General features: G+C 70.3%; 17 protein-coding genes. 12 read left to right on the forward strand and 5 right to left on the reverse strand.

The features are described 5' to 3' along the window. Window positions 1–694: 694 nt before the first annotated feature. The 5 genes from ACGFIS_RS27975 (at window position 695) to ACGFIS_RS27995 (ending at window position 6,026) form a co-directional block, all read left to right on the forward strand. Window positions 695–1,174 carry a hypothetical protein gene (locus ACGFIS_RS27975; RefSeq protein WP_392901065.1) on the forward strand — a complete coding sequence of 160 codons (480 nt, stop codon included), beginning with the start codon at window positions 695–697 and terminating at the stop codon, window positions 1,172–1,174. Between the two features lie 310 nt (window positions 1,175–1,484). Next, window positions 1,485–3,086: an FAD-dependent oxidoreductase gene (locus ACGFIS_RS27980; RefSeq protein ID WP_392901067.1), complete on the forward strand. Its 1,602-nt coding sequence runs from the start codon at window positions 1,485–1,487 to the stop codon at window positions 3,084–3,086. A 144-nt stretch (window positions 3,087–3,230) separates the two neighbouring features. Continuing rightward, entirely contained in the window at window positions 3,231–4,481 is a 1,251-nt protein-coding gene (locus tag ACGFIS_RS27985) for an alpha/beta hydrolase-fold protein (protein ID WP_392901069.1), read from the forward strand. 94 nt (window positions 4,482–4,575) lie between these two features. After that, a complete protein-coding gene (locus ACGFIS_RS27990) occupies window positions 4,576–5,130 on the forward strand; it encodes a hypothetical protein (protein WP_392901071.1) in 555 nt (184 codons plus the stop codon). 98 nt (window positions 5,131–5,228) lie between these two features. Next, complete coding sequence (locus ACGFIS_RS27995; protein ID WP_392901073.1) at window positions 5,229–6,026, forward strand: VOC family protein; 798 nt, start codon at window positions 5,229–5,231, stop codon at window positions 6,024–6,026. Between the two features lie 6 nt (window positions 6,027–6,032). Here the strand turns inward: ACGFIS_RS27995 and ACGFIS_RS28000 are convergent, their stop codons facing one another. Together ACGFIS_RS28000 and ACGFIS_RS28005 are read right to left on the reverse strand one after the other, a co-directional pair. Further along, window positions 6,033–6,530 (reverse strand): hypothetical protein, encoded by a 498-nt coding sequence (locus ACGFIS_RS28000; RefSeq protein WP_392901075.1) that lies wholly within the window; start codon window positions 6,528–6,530, stop codon window positions 6,033–6,035. 14 nt (window positions 6,531–6,544) lie between these two features. Further along, on the reverse strand, window positions 6,545–6,844 hold the full coding sequence (locus ACGFIS_RS28005; protein ID WP_392901077.1) for an SLATT domain-containing protein: 300 nt from the start codon (window positions 6,842–6,844) through the stop codon (window positions 6,545–6,547). Here ACGFIS_RS28005 and ACGFIS_RS28010 point away from each other — a divergent pair. Together ACGFIS_RS28010 and ACGFIS_RS28015 are read left to right on the forward strand one after the other, a co-directional pair. Beyond that, the gene (locus tag ACGFIS_RS28010; protein WP_392973120.1) at window positions 6,783–7,631 is read left to right on the forward strand and encodes a tetratricopeptide repeat protein; all 849 of its coding nucleotides are present in this window, start codon (window positions 6,783–6,785) and stop codon (window positions 7,629–7,631) included. The genes ACGFIS_RS28005 and ACGFIS_RS28010 overlap by 62 nt on opposite strands. Then, a complete protein-coding gene (locus ACGFIS_RS28015) occupies window positions 7,604–8,065 on the forward strand; it encodes a tetratricopeptide repeat protein (protein WP_392973122.1) in 462 nt (153 codons plus the stop codon). The genes ACGFIS_RS28010 and ACGFIS_RS28015 overlap by 28 nt, the downstream gene beginning before the upstream one ends. Here the strand turns inward: ACGFIS_RS28015 and ACGFIS_RS28020 are convergent. Both ACGFIS_RS28020 and ACGFIS_RS28025 read right to left on the reverse strand, forming a co-directional pair. Then, entirely contained in the window at window positions 8,051–8,941 is an 891-nt protein-coding gene (locus ACGFIS_RS28020) for an alpha/beta fold hydrolase (protein ID WP_392901081.1), read from the reverse strand. The genes ACGFIS_RS28015 and ACGFIS_RS28020 overlap by 15 nt on opposite strands. Window positions 8,942–9,101: 160 nt before the next feature. Continuing rightward, the gene (locus ACGFIS_RS28025; protein ID WP_392901083.1) at window positions 9,102–9,749 is read right to left on the reverse strand and encodes a TetR/AcrR family transcriptional regulator; all 648 of its coding nucleotides are present in this window, start codon (window positions 9,747–9,749) and stop codon (window positions 9,102–9,104) included. Between the two features lie 138 nt (window positions 9,750–9,887). On the opposite strand from ACGFIS_RS28025, the gene ACGFIS_RS28030 reads away from it, so the two are divergent. From ACGFIS_RS28030 to ACGFIS_RS28050, 5 genes are all read left to right on the forward strand, one after another. Beyond that, complete coding sequence (locus tag ACGFIS_RS28030; RefSeq protein ID WP_392973124.1) at window positions 9,888–11,102, forward strand: YncE family protein; 1,215 nt, start codon at window positions 9,888–9,890, stop codon at window positions 11,100–11,102. Window positions 11,103–11,372: 270 nt separating this feature from the next. Beyond that, window positions 11,373–12,113: a PIG-L deacetylase family protein gene (locus ACGFIS_RS28035; protein ID WP_392901087.1), complete on the forward strand. Its 741-nt coding sequence runs from the start codon at window positions 11,373–11,375 to the stop codon at window positions 12,111–12,113. After that, window positions 12,110–12,805 (forward strand): 4-carboxy-4-hydroxy-2-oxoadipate aldolase/oxaloacetate decarboxylase, encoded by a 696-nt coding sequence (locus tag ACGFIS_RS28040; protein ID WP_392973126.1) that lies wholly within the window; start codon window positions 12,110–12,112, stop codon window positions 12,803–12,805. Before ACGFIS_RS28035 ends, ACGFIS_RS28040 begins: the two co-directional genes overlap by 4 nt. Beyond that, entirely contained in the window at window positions 12,802–13,854 is a 1,053-nt protein-coding gene (locus ACGFIS_RS28045; protein ID WP_392901091.1) for a 4-oxalomesaconate tautomerase, read from the forward strand. The genes ACGFIS_RS28040 and ACGFIS_RS28045 overlap by 4 nt, the downstream gene beginning before the upstream one ends. Then, on the forward strand, window positions 13,851–14,798 hold the full coding sequence (locus ACGFIS_RS28050) for a catechol 2,3-dioxygenase (protein ID WP_392901094.1): 948 nt from the start codon (window positions 13,851–13,853) through the stop codon (window positions 14,796–14,798). The genes ACGFIS_RS28045 and ACGFIS_RS28050 overlap by 4 nt, the downstream gene beginning before the upstream one ends. On the opposite strand, the gene ACGFIS_RS28055 is transcribed toward ACGFIS_RS28050, so the two are convergent. Continuing rightward, window positions 14,795–15,556: a DUF1932 domain-containing protein gene (locus tag ACGFIS_RS28055; RefSeq protein ID WP_392901096.1), complete on the reverse strand. Its 762-nt coding sequence runs from the start codon at window positions 15,554–15,556 to the stop codon at window positions 14,795–14,797. The two genes, ACGFIS_RS28050 and ACGFIS_RS28055, sit on opposite strands and share 4 nt — an antisense overlap. Between the last annotated feature and the right edge of the window lie 13 nt (window positions 15,557–15,569).

Genomic DNA, 15,569 nt, shown 5'->3' on the forward strand with positions numbered 1-15,569 from the left:
CCGGGCCATCAGCATGCTCCGACACCGAAAACCCGCTCCCGGGGACGCTCGTCACGCCGTTCAGGCAGACGCTTCAGCAGCGTGAAAGATCGAGGTCAAGGACGCTCACGGACGCTGGCGGTGCCGTCACGATGAACGGAAACCGCCCGCCTGACAATGCCCGGCCGGCCACCCGCCGGAACGCCCGAAAGGCCCGCCCGGCACACGAAACACCAGGCCAGAGTTCCAAAGGCGGGTCACCGCACATCAATATTCGAAGCAGATCAGGGCCATTGTGAAATTTCAGTCCCGGATCGACCGCCCCTGTGCGGTCGCGCCCGCCGTGTACATGTCCGAAAGGGCGGGATCTGGCTGGCCGAATTCGATTCATTCTCCGGGATACCGGTCGTGCGCCCCGACCGGACTCTGTAACAGGTTCTCATGTTTGCGCTGCACTCTTCGGGCTCACCAAGTGTATCTCTGTCCGGGTATTGACCATCTCGTCGCTTTTGCTATTGTTCTCGATAGAACGCGTTCTACTTGCTGTTCGGAAGCCTCGCGTCGATGCGGACACGACGGTTTCCCAGCTCCCGTTCCTCGGTTCGCGACGCCCGCAGCCCATTGGCCACGGGCGAGGCGGCGCATGGGTCGAGGATCACCCACCCCGTTCCTTCGGGTGCAGGCGCGACGCCCACCGTTCGAAAAGAGGACTCCCTTGTCCCGCACCACGAAGAAGCTGGCCGCGGTCGCATCGACCACAGCCGCGGCCGCCCTCGCCATCGCCGCGACGGCCACCCCCGCCATGGCCTGGACGGCCGGTGACTTCACGGCCACCCTCAACGGAACCATGGTCATCGACGCGGGGATCGCCGCCGAGTGCACCGGCTCCACGCTGAGCGGCACCATCGACAGTGCCGGCAACCTCACCATCACATCGGCCTCGGTCAGCGGCTGCGGTGTCACGGTCACGCCCCAGGGCCTGCCCTGGAGCGGCAGCCTCGACAACGGCGTCGCCAGCATCAACGGCTTCGCGATGAGCGCCATCGGCTGCACCTACGGCGGGAACCTGAGCGGTGGCTTCACCGGCACCGACCTGCCGGTCACGGTCGAGTTCGCCGACCAGACCGTCAACAAGACCAGCGGCTGGCTCTGCCCGGGCTCCGCCACCGTCTCCGCCACGTACGACTTCGCCTGATCCCATCCCGACCCCGAGGACCGGCCGGCCCGACGTCTGCTGAGCCGGACCTCGCACCCGTGACCCCGGTTTCCCACCCCGCCGGGGTCACGGGTGCGTGAACCTGGAGCCCGATCCGGCCAGGCCCGTGCCCGTCCGCGGCGCATGAGGGGCGATGGCAGGTTCGCTCTCGCCGGCATGGCGGCGACCTCTCCGGCAGGTCAACTGTGTGTCACCGCCTGATTGCTCATCGGGATGTATGGGCAGGGACCTTCGCGTTGGTGCTCCGAGGCGCGCGGAGGCGATGCTCCCATGAGCGAGATCTCAACAAATGAATGACTTTCATCCTCGGTGGGATCCGGCCGTACTGGTCTCCGGGAACAGACCGGATGAACATCACTCACTGCCCACGACGGTCGTCCGTCCCGGTGACAAGCGGTATCCGGCGCTCAGCCGGGGGTTCAACCAGCGGTGGATCGCCGAGCCGGAGTACGTGCGGCTCGTGCGGACGCCCGAGGAGGTCCGGGTGGCGCTCGCCGAGGCGGTGAACGAGGTCCCGGCGGACCCGGAACGGACACGGATCACCGTGAAGGCCGGCGGGCACTGCTACGAGGACTTCGTGTGCGGCGGCGACGTGCGGGTGATCCTGGACGTGAGCCCGATGTGCGGAGTGTCGTACGACAGCGGGATGCAGGCGTACTGCGTCGAGGCCGGGGCGACCAACTGGCACGTCTACAGCCACCTGTATCCGGTCAGCGGGAAGGCGCTGCCGGGAGGGTCGTGCTATTCGGTGGGCCTCGGCGGGCACATACCGGCGGGCGGGTTCGGCCTCCTGTCCCGGCAGCACGGGCTGACCGTCGACTACCTCTACGCCGTGGAGGTGGCGGTGGTGAACGCGGACAGGACGGTCAAGCTCGTCGTGGCCGGACGCGACGACGACGACGAACGGCTGCGCGAGCTGCTGTGGGCGCACACCGGCGGCGGCGGTGGGAACTTCGGTGTGGTGACCCGGTTCTGGTTCCGCGGTCTGCCCGAGCCGCCGAAGCAGGTGCTGCTGACCGCTCTCGCCTGGGACTGGAAGGACTTCACCAAGGACGAGTTCACCGCACTCGTGACCGCGTACGGGGAGTACTTCCACGCACATCAGGACGCGTCCGCGGCGGCCGGCAAGCTCTTCGCGCTGCTCAAGCTCAACCACGTCAGCAACGGCCAGATCGGGCTGCTGGCGCAGGTGGACGTGGACGACCCGGACGGGCCGCAGGCGATGACCGACTTCATCAAGGCCGTCGATGGCCGGATCGGGCCGTCGGCGACGAGAATGAGGTCGGTGATGGGCGAGCATTCCGTCCACCTGGACATTCCCCGTGTGATGCCGTGGCTGACGGCCACGCAGGCGCTGAACGCCAGCGGGGAGAACCGCTGCGGAAAATACAAGTCCGCTTATCTGCGGAGACCGTTCACCGAACAGCAGATGAACGCGATGTGGGCCTACCTCGGCAAGGAAAAGTACACCGACTACGTGAACAAGCAGGCGCTCATCCAGGTCGACTCGTACGGCAGCGCCATCAACAGCCCCCTGCACCACACGGCGGTACGGCAACGCGATTCCATCCTGAAACTCCAGTACCAGGTCTACTGGACGAGGCAGGACGCCGGCGAGGACACGCACATCGCATGGATCCGCGACACCTACAAGGCGACGTTCGCCGAAACCGGCGGTGTACCCGTGGCCGGCGGCGACGTCACGGACGGCTGTTACATCGGGTATCCGGACACCGACCTGAACGACGAGCGGTGGAACGAGTCCGGTCAGTCGTGGGAGACGCTCTACTACAAGGACGCCTACGCGAAACTGCAGGAGATCAAGCGATACTGGGACCCGCTGAACGTGTTCCGGCACGCTCAGTCGATCCGTCCCGGCCAGGCGGTGTGACCGGAGCCACGTGACGCAGCGTCACGAACATCTCGCCTTTATTGCATTCATTGACAATACTTGCGGCTGCGACTGCGGGGACAGTAGTTTCGACGTTCGAGTGGAGCGTCGGGCCCAGGGCGGCCTGAGCCGGCTGGGGAGTCCATGAAGAAGCGTACCGACAGGAAGATCGCCATCGCCGGAACGGCGGCGGCGGCCGTGCTGCTGCCCGCCGTCATGGTCGGCCTCGCGCAGGCCGGCGTCGGTGTGCCGAAGAAGCTGTCGGGGGCGAGCGGCAACACCGATCCGGTGCCCTCGTTCGGCCCCGCGACGCAGCCGTCGGCGCCCGGGGCCGCGTCCCCGACGAAGTCGCCGAAGACGTCCGAACTGCCCACCGTGCCGCTGAACACCAACCCGTTCAAGACGGGTGGCGGCTCTCCCGCTCCGGGCAACCCCGACACCAACGCCACCAACCGCGGCAAGAAGCCGAAGCTGCCCGCCGGCGCCGGCGCCGGCGGTTACGCCAAGGCCCCCGACGGCGCCGCCATCACCGGTGTCAAGAAGATCAACTCGCGGATCTTCGACGTGACGATCGCGTCCCCGGCGCTCGGTGCCGAGGTGAAGACGCGCGTGATGGTCCCGGAGAGCTGGAAGTCCAAGACCACCAAGACGTGGCCTGTCGTGTACGCCTACCACGGCGGCAACAACAAGTACACGTCCTGGACGAAGGACTCCAACATCGAGCAGGTCATCGGCCCGTACAACGCGATGGTCGTCATGCCCGAAGGCGGCTGGAACGGCTCGTACACCAACTGGTACAACGGCGGCAAGGGCGGCATCCCCGAGTGGGAGACCTTCCACATCCGCGAAGTCATCCCGCTGATGGAGCGCAACTTCCACGCCGGATCGGTGCGCGCCGCGATCGGCCTGTCGTCGGGTGGGCAGGGCGCCATCACCTACGCCGAGCGCCACGCCGGGATGTTCAAGTACGCCGCGTCCTACAGCGGTGCCCTCAACATCACCGCCCCGGGCATGCCGATCATCCTGACGTCCATGAACAGGGAAGCGGGCACCGCGATCTGGGGTGACCCGATCACCGCGCGGGCGAACTGGCGCGCCCACGACGCGACCGTCATGGTGTCCAAGCTCAAGGGCACCGGCGTCTACGTCTCGTCCGGCAACGGGAAGCCCGGCCCCTTCGACCCGCCGGACGCGCCCCCGCACGACGCGGGCCGGATCGGCGAGCAACTCTCGGGCACGATGGCCGAGAACTTCGTCGCGGCCGCCAAGAAGGCGGGTGTCCCGGTGACCTCCAACCTGTACGGGCCGGGCATGCATAACTGGAAGTACTGGAGGCGTGAGCTGGTCCGCAGCTGGCCCGCCATCGCCGCCTCCATCGGCGCCCGCAAGTCCTGACGCCGCCGGAGCCGGCACACCCCGACCCCGCATGTCCGGCCCCGGGGCCGCGATCGCGGTACCGCAGGCGGCGGCCCGGCGATAATGACCGGTGATGAAGGGTTTCGCGCGGCGGGAGTTCCAGCTCGTGCTGCTCCGCCGGATGGCCGACTACCAGCCGGGCCTCGTCGAGGACGCGATGCGCGAACTGGGCGCCTCCCGCACCGAGATGCGGGAGGTCAACGCCCGCTGGCAGCGCATCCTGAGGTCGCGGGCGTTCCCGCGGGGGCGGCGCCGCTACGAGGTCGTCCTCGGCCCGCCCGCCGCGGTCGCGGAGCGGCGGCTCGGCGATGTCGCCTGCGATGTCGCCCGGTGGCCGCCGCTGCCCCTGTGGCCCGGCCTGTGCTTCGAGATCATGATGGCGCCGGACGGGTCGGTCACGCACGAATGGCTCGTCCGCGACGACGGCGTTCCCGTACCGCGCCTGGAGACCGTCGACGACCTCGTCCCGTGGTCGTGCGTGGTCGGCGACGTCGACGCGTGCTTCGGGACGGCGGCCCACCAGGACGGCGACGTGCCGAGCCGGTGGCACGCGACCGTCACCACACCGGGCGGCACCTTCGTCGCCCGCTTCGTCTGGGGCCTGCTCCAGACCGTGGTCAGCATCTGAAACATTGAGATGGGCTTGGCGGTTTTCGACAACGGAGATTGCGCCCGCGTTCCTAGCGTGAAGGGCATGCGAGCTTCGAGGGGATTGCGATGTCCGAGATGACCGAATTTCCCCCCGGTTTTGCGTCGTGGGTCGAGCTGGCCAGCCGGAACCTGGAGGCGTCCAGGGACTTCTACTGCGAGCTGTTCGGCTGGTACACCTACACGCTGACCGGCCACATGGGGGAGTACGAGATCTTCACCCTCGGAGACATCCAGGGCCCGGAGATCGGCGGCATGTACGAACTCGCCGACGACTCGCAGCGCTCGTCCTGGACGATCTACTTCCGCACCGACGACCTCACGGCCACGCTCGACGCCGTCAGCGCCGCCGGCGGCCAGGTCCTCGTCGAGCCCATGGACATCGCCGACCTCGGCCGGATGGCCCAGTGCTCCGACTCCCAGGGTGCCTACTTCGCCCTCTGGCAGGCCTACAACCTCAAAGGCGCAGGCGCCCTCAACGAACCGTCCGCGATGTGCTGGGTCGAGCTGGCCTGCCCCGACGTCGAAGAGGCCCGCCGTTTCTACGGCGAGGTCTTCGGCTGGACGGCCGTCGAACGCGACTACTACGTGACGCACTACACCAACTGGAAGATCGGTGACTGGTCGGTGGGGGGCATGCACGTCATGGACGAACGGTGGCCGCCCGGTTTCCCGTCCCACTGGACCCCGTACTTCTGGGTCTCCGACTGCGACGCCGCCACCGAGCGTGCGGCCGAACTGGGGGCGCGGATCCACCTCCCGCCGACCGACGTCCGCCCCGGCCGCTTCGCCGTCATGACCGACCCCGGCGGCGCCCGCCTGGCCGTCATCACCCCGGCCGCCTCCGGCCTGTACGAGGTCGGCCGACGCCTCTGACCCCCCTCAGCCACCACCGCGCGCCGTCCCGGTGCGCCGAGCGCCCGCGGGCCAGATGACGTGCACGACCACACCCGCCCTGCGGGCGTACTCGACGACCTCCGCAGTCCCACCGGTCCCCCGCGCCGGGTCCCCGTCCCAGACGGCGATGAGGTGGTCGGCTCGGTCGAGCATCTTCAGCCCGGCGTCACGGTAGGGGCCGGGGCCGGGCACGTGATGCCTCAGAGCACGGACCCGGGAGGCACGCGCTTTCAGTTCCTCGAAGCCGCGCCGCGCCGGGACGCCGAGCGCCGCGGCGTAGCCGGTGGCGGGGACGATGACCTCCAGCCGGCCGCCCAGGTCGAGGACGGCGCGGGCGAAGATCTGGTCGGCGCCGGCGGCCAGGCACGACACGCCAACGATGTCGCGCGTGCGCTGCCTGCGCAGCCGCGCGCGGATCGCGGCGTCCACCATGGCGGTGGTCGGGCCGTCGAGATCCCGGTGCCCGGTGACGGCGATTCGCATGTGCCTCCGATGGTTCATACGTGGGACGCCCACCAGAGGGTGTGTTCCCGCGAGATCGCCTCCTCGACCTCGTCGACGAAGTGCGCCCATTCGGTTTCCGAATCCGGCCACTCGACGCGTGAGGCGATCTCGGCGAGTTCCTGCGCCGCGATGCCGTACGCGGTTGCGAGCTGCTGATGCTGCCGGGTCTGCACCCAGGCGAGGCCGCCCGCCGCGACGGCCGCCACGATTCCCGGCAGGTCGAGGCCGAGCATGCCCACCGCGTTGAGCACGGCCGCGACCAGACCGAACGCCTCCAGGGAGGCCAGGAACACCGACCAGCGCGCGACACTGTGCCCGTGCTCGGCCGAGCGCCGGCTGCTGCGTTCGCAGGGCCACTACGACGAGGCGTACGAACTGGACGGCGACGTGCTGCAGCGGCAGCAGAGCTCGCCGACGCTCGGCCCGACTCATCCGCACACGCTCATCACGGCTGGCAACCTGGCGGCCGACCTGCGGGCGAAGGGCCGGTTCCGGGAGGCGCTCGCGCTGGACCGGCGGACGTACGAACAGGCCGCGACGCCGTGGGGGGAGGACCATCCGCGCACGTTGATGGTCGCGCACAACCTGGCGCTCGACTACCGGCTGACCGGCGACTGGGGCAGCGCCTACCGCTACGACGAGCAGACCCTGGAGCGGCGCCGCGCCTCCCCCGAGCTCGGCGAGAACCACCCCTACACGCTGTTCTCCGAGGCGAACGTGGCGCGGGATCTGCGGGAGGCCGGCCGTTTCGACGAGTCCGTCGCCATCCTGCGGGACGTCTACCGGCGGTACCTGGAGGTGCTCGGCGACCAGATCCTCGACACGCTGCGGACGGCCAAGAGCCTCGCGAGGTCGCTGCGCAGGGCCGGTCTCCGCGAGGAGGCGCTGGCGCTGGCGGAGGAGACCTACGCCCGCTACCAGCGGTACTTCCCGACGTCGCCGGACGCGTTGCCCGCCGACCTGGAGGTGGCGGCCTGCATGGCGGAGATGGGCGACCTGGTCGGGGGGGCCGGGACCGCACCCGCGCCGCGCTCGCCACGCACCGGGCCCAGATGGGCGACGACCACCCGTACACCGTGATGATCGAGAGCAACCTCGGGTACCACCTGCGCCGCACCGGAGACCTGGACGAGGCCTGCGACCTGACCGCCGGGGCCGTCGCGGCGCTCGGCCGGCTGCTCGGCCACGAGCACCCGTTCGTCCCGCTCGCCGCGGGGAACCACGCGAACTGCCTGGGCGACGCGCGGCGCTACGAGGAGGCCGAGGCGACGGAACGCGACGCGCTGGCCAGGCTGTCCCAGGTGCTGGGGGACGAGCATCCCGACACCCATACCTGCCGGTCCAACCTGTCGATCACGCTGGAGGGGATGGGCCGCGTGTCGGAAGCGGGGGAGTTGCGCGAACGGGCGGTGACCGGACTGCTGGTCCTCGCCGAGCGGCATCCGCATCCGCTCATCGCGGAGGCGCGCGATGGTGTCCGCGTCGACCGCGACCTCGAACTACAGCCGCTCTGAGCGGTGGCCTTCGGGCCGGGTGAGCCACGTCAGCACGTCCGGAAGGACGTTGAACGCCCCGAAGTGCGCCGAACCGGACTGGACGACGACGGTCGAGCCCGGAATCCGGTCGGCCAGCCACCGGGAGTGCCCGGCGGGCGAGAAGGTGTCGTTCGCGCCGTGCCACAGCATCGTCGGGACGACGATGTCGCCGAGTTCGAAGCCCCACGGCGCGCAGAACGCGAGCAGGTCGTCGATCCAGCCGTCGGCGGACGTGCGGAACGCCTCGGTGAAGGTCTCCAGCAGCATCCTGCGCATACCGGCTTCGAGGATGACCCGGCGGTCCGACTGGGTCAGCCCGGCGAAGAGGTTCGCGACGTGCTGGGCGGGGTCGGCCCGGATCCGGTCGGCGATCGAACGCAGCCTGGCCGAGACGAGCGGTCCCTGCCCCCGGACGGCCATGTACTCCCTGGTGTTGGCCGGTGCCATTCCCTCGAACCAGTCCAGGCCTTCCGCCTGCGGGGGAGCGAGCCCGACCAGCGCCGCGGCGCGGGTGGTGCGGCCGCGGAGCAGTGCCGCGCATGCGAGGGCGTGCGGGCCGCCGCCGGACCGTCCGAGGACGGCGAACTCCTCCAGGTGCAGGGCGTCGGCGAGCAGCCGCACGTCGGCGGCGATGTCGGCGACGACACGTCCGGCCATCCGGTCCGAGCGGCCGTAACCGGGGCGGTCGAAGCTGATGAGCCGGATACCGAGTTGGTACAGGACCATGGGCCGGGGGATGGGGCCGAGCCTGCTGCCGGGTGTGCCGTGCAGGAGAAAGACCGGGAAACCGGTCGGGACCCCCCATTCCTCCACGGCGAGTTCTCGCCCGTCCGCCGCGGAAACGACCCTCGTCAAGATCGTCCTCCGTCCCCGGAACCACCGGTGTGAAACTGTAAGGCCCCCGTTGCGCTTGTAGCCGAAGCGCTCCTTATGCGTCAACCCTGATAAGGGCGTGCTGACGAGCGCTCTATCGATCCCTTACGGGGACGGGTGAGACGCGGTCGTCGATTCCGGGTCAGGCGTCGGCGGCGTGGAGGCGGCCGAGGAGTAGGAGGACGAGTTCTTCGATGAGTTCGTCGAGGGAGGCTTCGACCCAGCCGGCGTCCCAGTCGTGCAGGAGACCGGTGATGCTGCCGGTGAAGGCGGCGGCGGCGATCCGGTAGTCGCGGTCGGCGATCTCGCCGCGTTCGGCGGCGGCGGCCGCTTCGGCGCAGATGAACTCGATCCAGCGGGCGCGGCGGGCGAGGCGCTGGCGGTCCATCCGGGGGCTGACGCCGATGATCTCGACGAAGGCGATCCGGATGCGGGCGCGGTCGGCGGTGATGCTGGCGGCGTAGGCGCGGAAGAGGCGGGCCGTGCGTTCGGCCAGGGGGAGGCCCTCGACGCCGGGGAGGGCGGTGAGGACGGCCTGCTCCGCCGTGTCGTTGACCTCCAGGTGGAGTTCGGCCAGCAGGTCCTCCAGGGTGCTGAACTCCTCGTAGAACTGCCGGGTGGACAGGCCGGCCGCCTCGCTGAGGGCCGCGACGGTGGTGGCCCGGTAGCCGGGGCCGCGGCCGAACAGTTCCAGGCCGGCGTCCAGGAATCTGCGGCGCCGCTCTGCGCGCCGCTCGGCGGCCGAGCGGCCGCCGTACCTGCCGGTCGGCGTCGTGCGCCTGCCTGCCACGTCGCTCCCTCCACACCCGAGACGGCATTTTCCCGCATATGGGCCTTGTGTCGAGCGCCCCCTTGTCCTACCGTCCAGTAACCAAGTCAGAATACGGCCGTTTTCAGACTGGAGACCAACCCCCGACAGGAGGTAGTCATGCCCTCCCTCAGTCTCCGAAGACCTGCCGCGATACTCGTCTGCGCCCTCCTGGCGGCGGTGACGGCGCTGGCCGGCGGCCTCGCCCCCAGGGCGGAGGCCGTCCAGTTGCGCGACGTGATGGCCGTCGGCAACGGCCAGGGCGGCACCGTCAGCTTCATCGACACCGCCACCTACGAGAACCTCGGCTCGATCAACGTCGTCCCGGACCTGCAGGAGCGCCTGGACGCGATGAACGTGGTCGAGCGCATCGGCTACGAGGTCGTCAACAACATCCAGGGCTACCGCAAGCTCGTCGACGACATGGCCGTGTCCCCGGACGGCACGACCCTCTACGTCTCGCGGGGCGTGCTCTCGGACGCCGTCGCGTTCGACATCGCGAGCAAGCGGATGCTGTGGCGGCGCAAGACGGAGGGCTTCAAAGCCGACCACGCCGCGCTGTCGCCGGACGGGACGAAGTTCGTCGTCAGCGCCACCACGGCCGGCAAGGCCGAGGTCATCGACACCGCGACGGGTGAGCTGGTGACGGTCTTCGCCACCGGCGGCTACCCGCACGCCAACGACTACTCGCCCGACGGGTCGATCCTCTACAACTCCAGCATCGGCATCACCTCGCTGCCCAAGATCCTCAACGGGCTCAAGGGGGCGAGGTCGGTCACCGCGGTGGACGCGAACACGTTCGAGCATCTGCGGACCTACGAGTTCGAGTACGGGATCCGCCCGGCGGTCTTCACGCGCGACAACAAGACCATGTACGCGCAGCTGTCCTACCTGAACGGGTTCGTCGAGTACGACCTGACGGCCGGCGCGATCACGCGGACGGTGGAGATGCCGTTCAGTGACAAGGGCGCCGCGCTGAGCCCCGACGACTACCCGCAGAACTCCGCCCACCACGGCATGGCCATGAACGCCGGCGAGACCAAGCTGTGCGTCGCCGGGACGATCGACGACTACGTCTCCGTCGTGTCCCGTCCCGGCCTGACCACGGACGGGACCGTCCACTACGACACCGACGCCCTGCCGTACTGGACGCAGACCGGCCCGAACGGCCACGACTGCTACGTGTCGCTCGCCGAGAAGAACCAGATCTCGGTGATCGACTACCGGACGGCCGAGGAGGTCGCGCGCATCGACGTCGGCGAGTTCCCGCAGCGAGAGCGCGCCGCCAAGCTCACCCCCGAGGCCGTCGGCTCGCTGGACCCGGGCAACGGCTGACCCGCCACCCGAACCGGCCATCGCGCGGCCCGCCGGACACCCACACCCCCGGCGGGCCACGTGGTGGCCCTCGTGGTCAGATACATGGTGGGTCACACGCTCGGGATCGCGGGCCGTCCTCATCGTCGCGATGATGGTCGCGGCCTCTGGGACCCGTACAAGGAACTGCTGCGGCTCAGTCGCCTCCTGCCCGACCAGGTCCGCAGCCGCCGCCGCTAATGTTCTCAGGATTGTTGACAATTTGGGCGACACGTCGCAGAGTGGTTTGCCATGAGCAGCGACGCCCCGTCCAGTCCCCTTCTGGTGATCAGTGCGCATGCCGGTGACTTCGTCTGGCGCGCGGCGGGCGCGATCGCCCTGGCCGCCGAGCGCGGCGACCGTGCGAAGGTGGTGTGCCTGAGCTTCGGCGAGCGCGGCGAGTCGGCGAAGGCGTGGCGTGCGGGCAAGGGCCTGGCGGAGATCAAGGGAATCCGGCGGGCCGAGGCGGAGGCCGCGGCGGCCGAACTCGGCGCGGAGATCGAGTTCCTGGACGCCGGGGACTACCCGCTCGTCGAGACGCCGGAGCTGGTGGACCGGCTCGTCCGCGTGTACCGGGAGTTCGAGCCGGCGGTGGTGCTCACCCACACCCTCGCCGACCCTTACAACGGCGACCATCCGGCGGCGGCGCGGATGGCGCTCCAGGCGCGGGTGCTGGCGCAGGCCATCGGATACGACGCGCCCGGCGAGCCGCTCGGTGCGCCGCCGGTCTTCTTCTTCGAGCCGCACCAGCCGGAGCAGTGCGAGTTCAAGCCGGACGTGCTGCTCGACATCACGGCGGTGTTCGACCGCAAGCGCAAGGCCATGGAGTGCCTGCCCGCGCAGCAGCACATGTGGGACTACTACACCGACCTCGCCAAGCGGCGGGGCGTGCAGCTGAAGCGCAACGCCGGCCCGAACCTCGGCCTGCCGCACAGCACGATGGCCGAGGCGTACGTCCGGCTTTACCCGCAGACCACGGGGGTCCTGGTGTGAGGACGGTCGTCGTCACGAACCCGCCGCGCGCCGACGCCGCCTCGGTCGACGCGCTCGCCGGGTACGGGGTCGCGACCGTCCACGAGGCCATGGGGCGGACGGGGTGCCTCGGGCCGTCCATCCGTCCCGTGCACCTGGGCTCTCGCATCGGCGGGACGGCGGTGACCGTCCTGTCGTGGCCCGGCGACAACCTGATGATCCATGTCGCGGTCGAGCAGTGCCGGCCCGGTGACGTGCTGGTGGTGACGACCACGTCGCCGTCCACCGACGGGATGTTCGGCGAGCTGTTCGCGACCGCGCTCCAGCACAGGGGCGTGCGCGGTCTGGTCATCGACGCCGGGGTCAGGGACGTCGCGGAACTGCACGCGATGGGCTTCCCGGTGTGGTCGGCCGCCGTCAGCGCCCAGGGCACCGTGAAGGCGACGCCGGGGTCGGTGAACGTCCCGGTGACGATCGGCGGGCAGGCCGTCCGGCCGGGCGATGTGATCCTCGCCGACGACGACGGCGTGCTCTGCGTCCCGCGCGGCGGCGTCCCGGACGCGATCGCCGCATCCAAGGCCCGGGAGGAGAGGGAGGCCGCGACCCGGGAGGCGTTCCGGCGCGGCGAACTCGGCCTCGACCGCTACGGGTTGCGCGCCCGGCTGCCCGAGATGGGCATCGAGTACGTCGAGTACGTCGAGTACACCGAGTGAACGCCGGCGTTCGCTGCATGCTGATGCGCGGCGGGACGTCCAAGGGCGCCTACTTCCTGGCCGGCGACCTCCCCTCCGACCCGGCCGGACGCGACGACCTGCTGCTGCGCGTCATGGGAACCCCCGATCCCCGGCAGATCGACGGGATCGGAGGCGCCCACCCGCTCACCAGCAAGGTCGCTGTCGTCTCCCGCTCCGCCGACGCGGCCGCCGACGTCGACTACCTGTTCCTCCAGCTCGGCGTCGAGGAACCGGTCGTCTCCGCCCGGCAGAACTGCGGCAACCTGCTCGCCGGCGTCGGGCCGTTCGCCGTCGAGCGCGGGCTGGTCGCGGCGGGGGACGAGCGCACGAGCGTCCGCATCAGGATGCTCAACTCGGGCGGGATCGCTACCGCGACGTTCCCCACGCCCGGCGGCGCCGCCGACTACGACGGCGACACCGCCGTCTCCGGTGTGCCCGGCACCGCCGCACCGGTCGTCCTGGACTTCGCGGAGACGGAAGGGTCGGCCTGCGGGGCGCTGCTTCCCACCGGCCGTCTCCGCGATGTGATCGACGGCGTCGAGGTCACCTGCGTCGACAACGGGATGCCGGTGGTGGTGGCCGCCGCGTCCGACCTCGGCGTCACCGGGTACGAGACCCCGGACGACCTGGGCGCGCTGCGCGACCGCGTCCAGTCGCTGCGGCTCCAGGCCGGTGAGCTGATGGGCCTCGGCGACGTCGGCGCCGCCCCGGTGCCCAAGACCACCCTCGTCGCGCCGCCGCGCGCCGGTGGAATGATCTGCACCCGCACGTTCATCCCGCTGCGCGTGCACACCTCGATCGGCGTGCTCGGCGCGGTCAGCGTCGCCACCGCGGTCCTGATCGACGGCGCGGCCGGCCATGACCTCGCCGAGTTCCCGCCGCCGGGCGTCCCGATGAGCATCGAGCACCCCACCGGCCGTCTGGACGTGCGGGTCGAGCTGGACGGCACGGCCGTCCGGCGGGCCGGCGTCGTCCGGACGGCCCGCAAGCTTTTCGACGGAACAGTCTTCCCCCGGAGCAGACCATGACCATCAAGCACGAGATCGCCCACGTCGGCCACGTCGAGCTGCTGACACCCGAACCCGAGAAGAGCCTGTGGTTCTTCACCCGCGTCATGGGCCTCACCGAGAACGGCACCGAAGGCGACTCGGTGTACCTGCGGACGTGGGACGACTATGAGCACCACACCCTCAAGCTCACCGCGCACAGCACGTCGGGCATCCGGCGGACCGGCCTGCGCGCGTCCGGCCAGGAGGCGCTCGACCGGCGCGTCAGGGCGATCGAGGACGCGGGGCTCGGCATCGGCTGGCGCGACGGCGACCCCGGCATCGGCCCGACGTACGTGTTCCGCGACCCCGACGGCCACGAGCTGGAGATCTACTGGGAGTCGGAGTGGTACCAGGCGCCTCCGGAGCTGGCGCCGTCGCTGAAGAACCAGGCGCAGGCGTACCCGGCGATGGGCGTGTGCGTCCGCCGCCTCGACCACGTCAACTTCCTGGCCGCCGAGGTCGAGCCGAGCACCGACTTCCTGCGGGACGTGCTCGGCGGGCACCCGACCGAGCAGATCCGCCTCGACGACGGCACCATCGCCGGACGCTGGGTCACCTTCACCAACAAGTCCTACGACCTCGTCTACACGCGGGACCGGACGGGCGGCAACGGCCGCCTGCACCACATCGCGTTCGCGACCGACACCCGCGAGGACATCCTCCGCGCCGCCGACATCTTCCTCGACCACGGCGTCTTCATCGAGACGGGACCGCACAAGCACGCCATCCAGCAGACGTTCTTCCTCTACGTCTACGAGCCGGGCGGCAACCGCGTCGAGCTGTGCAACCCGTGCGCCCGCCTGGTCCTGGCACCGGACTGGAAGACGATCACCTGGACGGAGGCGGAGCGCGCGAAGGGCCAGGCATGGGGCCTGAAGACGATCGAGTCGTTCCACACCCACGGCACCCCTCCCGTCGGCTAACGGGAGAGGCGGGTCAGGAGGTCGCGGCTGGCGGCGGACATGGTCGGCTCGACGTCCAGCTCGTCCAGCATCGCCGAGGCCGCCTCCATCTCGGCGGCGCGGCGGGCGGCGTGCTTGTACGTCCCGGTGACGAGCCGTTCCACGGTGCCCGCGCCCGCCGCCGTCAGCTCGTCGACGATGTTCTGCCGGAGCCAGTCCTCGCAGCCCGCGGCCCGCGCCGCCTCCAGCGCCTCGACGACCGACCCGGCCAGGCCCTTGAAGAAGACGCTGCGCAGCAGCTTGCGTCCCGCCGCCGCCCCTGCCCCGGCGTCCATCACCTCGACGGACGCGCCGAGCGGCGCGAGGACCCGGCGGACGTCCCGGGCCCCGTCGCCGCAGGCCAGCATCGGGGTGCGCAGCCCGCGTCCCGGTACCGGCGCCATGATCGCCACATCGGCGAGGCGGGCCCCGGAGGCCTTGGCGACGGCGTCCAGTTCCCGCTTCAGCCCGGGGGACGCGGTGTTCAGGTCGGCCCAGACGGCACCGCCGCCGACCGCGCCGAGGCCCGCCCTGAGCGCCGCGACGGCGTCGTGCGCGCTGTTGACGCTCAGCACGAGGTCGGCCCCGGCGACGGCCTCGGCCTCGCTGCCGGTCGCGACCATCCCGTCCGGGGCGGGGACGGCCGGGTCGTATCCGCGGACCACGGCCCCGGCCGCGACGAGATCGTTCCCGATCGCGCCGCCCGCCTCGCCGAGCCCCAGCACCGCGATGGTCGGCATACCGTTCTCCTCT

This window comes from Spirillospora sp. NPDC048824, assembly GCF_043198455.1.
GTDB lineage: Bacteria > Actinomycetota > Actinomycetes > Streptosporangiales > Streptosporangiaceae > Spirillospora.

Bases quoted from the DNA above. Each gene is read 5' to 3' on its own strand.
- ACGFIS_RS27980 (WP_392901067.1), top strand. From the start codon at position 1,485: ATGAATGACTTTCATCCTCGGTGGGATCCGGCCGTACTGGTCTCCGGG.
- ACGFIS_RS27985 (WP_392901069.1), top strand. From the start codon at position 3,231: ATGAAGAAGCGTACCGACAGGAAGATCGCCATCGCCGGAACGGCGGCG.
- ACGFIS_RS27990 (WP_392901071.1), top strand. From the start codon at position 4,576: ATGAAGGGTTTCGCGCGGCGGGAGTTCCAGCTCGTGCTGCTCCGCCGG.
- ACGFIS_RS27995 (WP_392901073.1), top strand. From the start codon at position 5,229: ATGACCGAATTTCCCCCCGGTTTTGCGTCGTGGGTCGAGCTGGCCAGC.
- ACGFIS_RS28000 (WP_392901075.1), bottom strand. From the start codon at position 6,530: ATGCGAATCGCCGTCACCGGGCACCGGGATCTCGACGGCCCGACCACC.
- ACGFIS_RS28010 (WP_392973120.1), top strand. From the start codon at position 6,783: ATGCCCACCGCGTTGAGCACGGCCGCGACCAGACCGAACGCCTCCAGG.
- ACGFIS_RS28015 (WP_392973122.1), top strand. From the start codon at position 7,604: ATGGGCGACGACCACCCGTACACCGTGATGATCGAGAGCAACCTCGGG.
- ACGFIS_RS28030 (WP_392973124.1), top strand. From the start codon at position 9,888: ATGCCCTCCCTCAGTCTCCGAAGACCTGCCGCGATACTCGTCTGCGCC.
- ACGFIS_RS28035 (WP_392901087.1), top strand. From the start codon at position 11,373: ATGAGCAGCGACGCCCCGTCCAGTCCCCTTCTGGTGATCAGTGCGCAT.
- ACGFIS_RS28050 (WP_392901094.1), top strand. From the start codon at position 13,851: ATGACCATCAAGCACGAGATCGCCCACGTCGGCCACGTCGAGCTGCTG.
- ACGFIS_RS28055 (WP_392901096.1), bottom strand. From the start codon at position 15,556: ATGCCGACCATCGCGGTGCTGGGGCTCGGCGAGGCGGGCGGCGCGATC.